Source organism: Actinomadura sp. (genome assembly GCF_044508335.1).
Lineage (GTDB): Bacteria > Actinomycetota > Actinomycetes > Streptosporangiales > Streptosporangiaceae > Spirillospora.
Genome location: NZ_JBIQHY010000090.1, coordinates 24,118 through 30,778, shown reverse-complemented (window position 1 = coordinate 30,778; position 6,661 = coordinate 24,118). Strand labels below are relative to the sequence as shown.

At 73.4% G+C, this 6,661-nt stretch carries 4 protein-coding genes; all 4 read right to left on the bottom strand.

Annotation, left to right across the window (positions count from 1 at the left end; translation table 11 throughout):
• Window positions 1–75 precede the first annotated feature (75 nt).
• The 4 genes from ACIWVC_RS25380 to ACIWVC_RS25365 all read right to left on the bottom strand — a co-directional run bounded on the left by ACIWVC_RS25380 (window position 76) and on the right by ACIWVC_RS25365 (window position 6,520).
• Window positions 76–1,101 (bottom strand): anion permease, encoded by a 1,026-nt coding sequence (locus ACIWVC_RS25380; protein WP_396452769.1) that lies wholly within the window; start codon window positions 1,099–1,101, stop codon window positions 76–78.
• 137 nt (window positions 1,102–1,238) lie between these two features.
• Entirely contained in the window at window positions 1,239–1,856 is a 618-nt protein-coding gene (locus tag ACIWVC_RS25375; RefSeq protein ID WP_396452768.1) for a DUF47 domain-containing protein, read from the bottom strand.
• 354 nt (window positions 1,857–2,210) lie between these two features.
• Window positions 2,211–2,402 (bottom strand): hypothetical protein, encoded by a 192-nt coding sequence (locus tag ACIWVC_RS25370; protein WP_021597037.1) that lies wholly within the window; start codon window positions 2,400–2,402, stop codon window positions 2,211–2,213.
• A gap of 158 nt (window positions 2,403–2,560) precedes the next feature.
• The gene (locus ACIWVC_RS25365; protein WP_396452766.1) at window positions 2,561–6,520 is read right to left on the bottom strand and encodes a hypothetical protein; all 3,960 of its coding nucleotides are present in this window, start codon (window positions 6,518–6,520) and stop codon (window positions 2,561–2,563) included.
• Between the last annotated feature and the right edge of the window lie 141 nt (window positions 6,521–6,661).

The window sequence follows — 6,661 nt, the reverse complement described above, 5'->3', positions numbered from 1 at the left end:
GAGCGAGGATCGCCTGCGTCGCTAACGGGGGTTCCAGGGGGTCGCCCCCCTGGGCAAACACAGCCCCCCACATGGTCACGCCCCGAAGAAGTGCACCACGTAGTACACGACCGCGGCCACCACGGCGGCGGCGGGCATGGTGAGGACCCAGGCCACGAGGATGTTGCCGGCGACGCCCCAGCGGACGGCGGAGAGGCGCTTGGTGGCGCCCGATCCCATGATCGCTGAGGTGATGGTGTGGGTCGTGCTGATTGGAGCGTGCCAGATGAACGCGGTGGTGTAGAGGACGACGGAGGCCGTCGCTTCGGCGGCGAAGCCCTTGGGCGGGTCGACTTCGATGACTTTGCGGCCGAGGGTGCGCATGATGCGCCAGCCGCCCGCGTAGGTGCCGGCGGACAGGGCGCCGGCGCAGACGATGACCACCCACCAGGGCACGGTGCTGCCGTCGGCGTGCCCGGTGGTGACGAGGGCGAGGACGATGATGCCCATGGTCTTCTGGGCGTCTTGGAGGCCGTGGCCGAGTGCGAGGGACGCGGCGGACATGGTCTGGGCGATGCGGAAGCGGCGGCCGACCCGGGACGGGTTGGCCCGCCGGAAGATCCACAGGATGGCCACCATGACGAGGTAGGCGAGGCAGAAGCCGACGACGGGGGACACCACCATGGGGACGGCGACCTTGTCGACGACGGTGGACCAGTTCACGGAGGACAGTGAGGCCAGCCCGGCGCCGACGACGCCGCCGATGAGGGCGTGCGAGGACGAGGACGGCAGCCCGAAGTACCAGGTGATCAGGTTCCAGGTGATGGCGCCGAGGACGCCGGCGGCGACGACGGTGAGCCCGTGCAGGCCGGACGGCGGGGTGATGACTTCGCTGACGGTCTTGGCGACGCCGACGCCGAGCAGCGCGCCGATCATGTTCATGGCGGCGGCCATGCCGAGCGCGACGCGGGGTGTCAGCGCGCGGGTGGAGACCGCGGTGGCGATCGCGTTGGCCGCGTCGTGGAAGCCGTTGGTGTAGTCGAAGACGAGCGCGACGACGACGACCATGATGAGGACGGCCATCTGCGCGTCGGACCGGAGCCCGAGCGCGCCGCCGACCATGACCAGCAGGATGCCGGCGAGGAGGAGCAGCCAGGCCCGGCCGGAGACCCGGCGCGTGGCCTGCTCGCCGAGGGAGGTGGTTTCGTCCTGCGGGGACGGTTCCCGGGTGATGGTCACGCCGGGTTCCTCGGCAGCGCTCATGATTCCTTGACCGCTATGGTCTCGACCGTGTTGGCGACGTGCTCGAAGGCGTCCGCCGCGTCTTCCAGCCGGTCGATGACCTGCTTCAGCTTCAGCACGGTCAGCGTGTCGTACTCGCCGCTGAACAGGTGCGCGAGCAGCTTGCGGTAGGTCTGGTCGCCCTGGTTCTCGAGCCGGTTGATCTCGATCCAGTACTCGTTGAGCTCCTTCATGGAGCGCAGCCGGGGCATGGCCTCGGCGGTCAGTTCGGCGGCCCGTTCCAGCACTTCGACCATGGCGACGATGCCCTTGGGGAACTCGTCGATCTTGTAGAGGACGACGAGGTCGGCCGCTTCCTCCATCTCGTCCATGACGTCGTCTATGGTCGACGCCAGCCGGTAGATGTCCTCGCGGTCGAAGGGCGTGATGAACGTTTCGTTCAACCGTCGCATGATCGCGTGGGTGCATTCGTCGCCCGCGTGTTCGCAGGCGCGCATCTTCTCCGCGATCGCCGCCCGGTCGGCGCCGTCGCTGATGAGTTCCACGAGCAGCCTGGCGCCGGTGACCAGGTTGTTCGCCGAGTCGGCGAACATGTCGTAGAAGCTGTCCTCACGCGGCGTGAGACGCAAGCGCACGTCGTTCTCCTGATGTGCCGGAACAGTCCGCAGAGGATCGTAGGCGGTACCCGCCGTAAAAAGAACCTTTGCCCCAGCTTCGACTGGTGTCCCCCATCCTCTCACCTACAAGATTGCCCTAGATCACCAGGTACATACCCGTCGCGGGCGGGCGTATCTGGAGGGACGTCCGCCGGTTCGGCCCGCGATCGGCGGCGACCTGCGGGGCCGTGTCGGGGCCCGGGTGAGATTGCTTACATCGCGCCGGGCGGGCCGCCCGGCCGGACGTGCCGGGGCGGGGCTGAGGGGCGGGGCTGAAATGACGAACCGGGGACGCCCCGATCGGCGTCCCCGGAACCTGCGAGCCCTGCGGAACTAGTCCTGCGGCGTCAGCTCGCGACGACCGGCTTCGTCGGACCGTACCCCGAGCACCATGTCGATCTCAGCGACGGTGAGCGGCCGCTCCGCCGCGGCCACCGCACTGAGCATCTCGGCATAGAGTTCGATCTCGTCCAGCGCAACACGGTCGTGGACGCGCAGATCGAGATTCTGGCGCACCGCGTCCACCTCCGTTCGTTCCCCCACACCCGGGTTCGAGGCTACGCGTCCGGCCCCGACGGGCGCATGACCCAAGAGGACCATTCGCGGACCACCTTGCCCACTGGTCTTCCCGGGTGATGCCCATCTGATGCCACCGTCCTGCCGGGACGGGGACGGCGGCGCGGTCAGCCTCCGGCGCGGAAGCCGCCGAGCAGCTGCTCCAGCGGCGTTTCGGGCAGGTCGCGGGCGGTCAGCCGGGCCACGGTCGCGGCGTTGACGTCGGCGCCCGCCAGCCGGGCCGCCTGCCGCGCCACCGTCTGCTCGAACAGCGCGCGGACGGTGCGGGCGTAGGCGAACCGGGGGTCCTCCCGCATCGACGCGAACCGGGACAGCAGTTCGACGCGCAGCTCCTCGTCCAGCATGTAGAGGTCGCGCTCGGCGTAGCTCTGGAACAGGTGGACCATGTCGCGGTCGCCCATCCCGGTGAACTCCAGGACTCGGGCGAACTCGGCGCGGAACGCCGGGTTGCCCGCGAGGAAGCCCTCCATCTCCGCCGCCGGGCTCGAACAGACGACGATGAAGCGGCCCTGGCCCATGCGGCGGAGCAGCTCGTCCACGACGGCGGGCGCGCGGTCGAGCCGGTACGCCTCCTGGATGAGCAGCACCCCGCCGAGGGCCTGGTCGACCATGCCGGCGACGCGGTTGCGGGTGTCGGCGGGGTCGCGTCCCGCGAGGTGGACGGGGCGGCACGCCACCACGTGCCCGGACCGCAGCAGCCCCAGCGCCGCGTAGATGCCGCCCACGAGCCCCGCGACGGTCGTCTTGCCGGTGCCCGGAGGGCCGGTGAAGATCAGGTGGCGGGCCTCCCCGCCGGGCACCCCGTACCGGGCGCGGTCGGCGGCCAGCGCCGCCTCGTCGGCCAGTTCCCGGACGGCCGCCTTGACGTCCTCCAGCCCGGTGAGCTGGTCGAGCCGGCGCAGGTAGCCGTCGATGTCGCCGGGCGGGCGCAGCGCCGGCTCGATGCCCTCGGCGACGCCGGCGAGGTCGTCGGGGGTGAGGACGAGCCGGTCGTGCGCCGACCCGGCGCGCTCCATGTTCCGCTGCGCCGCCTGGTCCAGGTACGCCTCGACGAGGCGGGCGTTGACCAGGTCGCCGGGCCCGCGGAGCCGCTCCAGGTCGGCGCGGGCGATCTCCAGCGCTGCCGCGCCGATCGTGACGCGCCGCTCGTCCGCCAGCAGGTGCAGCAGCGTCATCCGGTTGTCGAGGTCGCTGAAGTCGGGCAGCCGGTGGACGCGGAACGCCTGCACGAGCTTCGGATGGTCCCGCAGGAGGCGCTTGTACGCGCGCGGCTCGCACGTCGCGATCACCGGCGTCGTGTTCACCGGGTCGCGGCGGGCGCGGCGCACCGCCCCCACGACGGCGCCCGGGTCGGCCGCGTCGCTGATCGCGACGTCCAGCCGCTCGAACAGGATCACCGGGCCGGGCCGGGCGAGGATCTGCCCGATCCGCTCCGGCGGCGCGTCCCGGACGTCCTCGGCGTCGTGCGCGCGGATCGACCCGTCACCGAGGCCCGCGTTCGCCAGCGTCAGCGCGATCATCCGGGACAGCCGCCGCTGCCCCGAGTGCGGGTCGCCGACCAGCAGCACGCCGGGCAGGCCCGACCTGATCGCGCTGGGCGCGCCGTCCACCCGGGTCGCCTCGATCTCGTCGCCGGCCGGGGCGTTCCACTCCTCGGCCTGCGCGCGGACGTCGGCGAGCAGCGCGGCCGCGTCGTGCTCCCCGTAGAGGAACGCGAACCCGAACCGCTCCAGGACGCGGCGGGTGCTGCGGTCGCTGGGCGGCGGGATCTCGTCGACGGGCCGTTCCGGGGACGGCGTGTCGTCCAGGAAGTCGAAGTCGCCGACCATCGTCTTCGACATGACCTTGGTCCCCGGCGGGTTCGATCCCGGGCCGCCCGCCGGCACGGGCGGCGGCCCGGCGGCGTCGTCCTCAAGGTCGCCGGGACCGAGGACGCGCGTGCCCGGCGGCGAGTCCGGGGATGCGGGCGGGCCGGGACGCCGCGGCCCCCGGCCTCCTTCGACGCGGGTCGCGGGCGAGTCGAACGCGGTCGGCATCGCCTCGCTCACGGCGGGGCCGTGGTGCGCGGCCGGGCTCTGCGGCGGCGCGGCCGGGTGCGGCGATGCGGCCTGCTGAGGCTGCGCGGCCTGCTGCGGTGGTGCGGCCGGCTGCTGCGGCACGCCCTGCGGGGGCGGCGCGGCGCCGGCCGGCTGGTATCCCAGCTGCGTGTAGGGCGGCACGAAGTCCTCGTCCCGCTCCTCCTCGGGCGGAGAGATGCCGCCGAGCCGCGGTTCGGGCTCGGGCGGCGGCGCCGGGCTCTGCATCGCCGCCGCGGGCTGCGCGGCGGCGCCGGGACGCTGGAACCCGAGCTCGGTGTACGGCGGCGTGGCGCTCGCCTCGTCGTCCTCCCCGGACGGACCGCTGATCAGCGGGTCCGGCGAGGCGAACCCGGCCTGCCGGCCGAGCCCCGGCTGCGGGCTCGCCGCGGGCGCGGCGGCCGGGCCGGGCGCGTTCTCCCGTCCCGGCTGCGCGGGCGGCTGGACGAACGGCCGGTCGGGCTCGGACGGCGCGCCCTGCGGCTGCGGCGGGGCGCCCGGCGCGAGGCCGGGCTGGCTCTGCATGAACGGCGCCGGCTGCGCGGGCGCCGGGTTCGGCGGCGGCGTCGGCGCCGCGGCGGCGGCCGTGGCGCGGGCCCGGTTGCGCCCGATGATCCCGGCGATGATCGCGGTCGGGACGGGGAAGCCGCGCGGCCGCGCGGGCATCCCGCCGAGCCGGCACCAGGCCAGGTCGACCTCGTACATCGCGGCCAGCAGCGACTCGGCGCCCGGCCCGGACCCGGCGGCCGACCGCAGCGGTTCGGGCAGGCGCATGGACTCCGGCCAGAGGCGGCGCAGCGGATGCCCCTTCTGCTCCGCCACCGCCTGCACCGTGTAGCGGATCTCGGGGTCGAGCCAAGGGACGATGGTGCCGACCATGTCCTTGCGGACGACGTTCAGGTCGGCGGCCAGCAGCGCGGCGGCCACGAGCCGAGGCTCCAGGTAGGCGGGATCGGCGGGGTCACCGGACAGTTCCGCTATCAGCTCGCTCAGCGTGTAGAAGGTGTGCCTGAAGTTGTCGCCGGGGGAACTCTCGTTCCGCAGCGAGGGGACCAGGTTGGGCGGGCACCGGGTGAGCCACTGCTGGACGATCGCCTGGTCGCCGTAGGGCAGCGCCCCGTAGTCGACGGTCGGGTTGGCGAGCGTGGTGCCGAGGATGGCGAGCAGCGCGTCCGCCCGCATCTGGAACCGGACGTCCTCGCGGAGGACGCTGGCGATGGCCCACATCGTCCGCAGGATCACGACCGCCGCGTCCACCCGGCTGGCGCGCAGCCGTTCGGCGTAGAGCGCGACGAGCGATTCGAGGGTGGGCGGGGTCAGCCAGCGCGGGCCGTCCACGTCCGGCAGGGGCTTGGCGCGGTACGGCTTCCAGAGGTCGAGCATCTGCGCGTCCAGCCGCGCGTCGAACGCGGGCGCGGCCGAGCACCACAGCATCACGCCCCACGCGGCGACGACGGTGGACGGCGTCTCCTTGGTGAACTCCTGCCACGGGTGCGGGTAGTCGGGCGCGGGCAGCGCGGCGGCGGACTCCAGGGTCGACCGGACGCGCGACGTCAGCTCCGTCGCGAACCCGTGCCCCACGAACGGCAGCCCCGACGGCGGGTCGTAGGCGAAGTCGGGTCCGGCCGGGACGACGTGCGGCGGCAGGTTCGGCACCTGCCCGGCGCCCTGCTGCGCGGGCCGCGCCGCCATCCGGACGGCGGGCGTCCGGGGCGGCGGGCACAGATACCACTGGCCGTCGGACGGGTGCAGCCGGTACCAGCGGGCCCACGCGCCGAACAGCCACCACGTCCCGTCCGGGAGCACGAGCATGCGGCCGCCGATGGCGTGGTGGCGCTGCTGCGGCGGCGCGGTCGGCCACCACGCGGCGGCCACCATCGCCCGCGTGTCGCGCTCCGCCTCCGCGAAGGGATCCGCGAACGGACCCCGCCCCCGCTGCGGGCCGGCCGGCGGAGCGCTGCCATAGCCCGGTCCCCACACCACGATGGTCATCGTAGTCAGCAGAAAACGCCCGAGGTGTCCCTGACCGGCGCAGAGGCCGTATCACCCCAGGTCAGCGCGGAGCCAAACCGGCCTTGACGCCGCTCCCGGGGCGTCATCCCCGCGAGATCACTCCCGCCGCGTCACTCCCGC

Coding starts and splice junctions, on each gene's coding strand:
- ACIWVC_RS25365 (WP_396452766.1), bottom strand. CDS start 6,520: ATGACCATCGTGGTGTGGGGACCGGGCTATGGCAGCGCTCCGCCGGCC.
- ACIWVC_RS25380 (WP_396452769.1), bottom strand. CDS start 1,101: ATGGTCGGCGGCGCGCTCGGGCTCCGGTCCGACGCGCAGATGGCCGTC.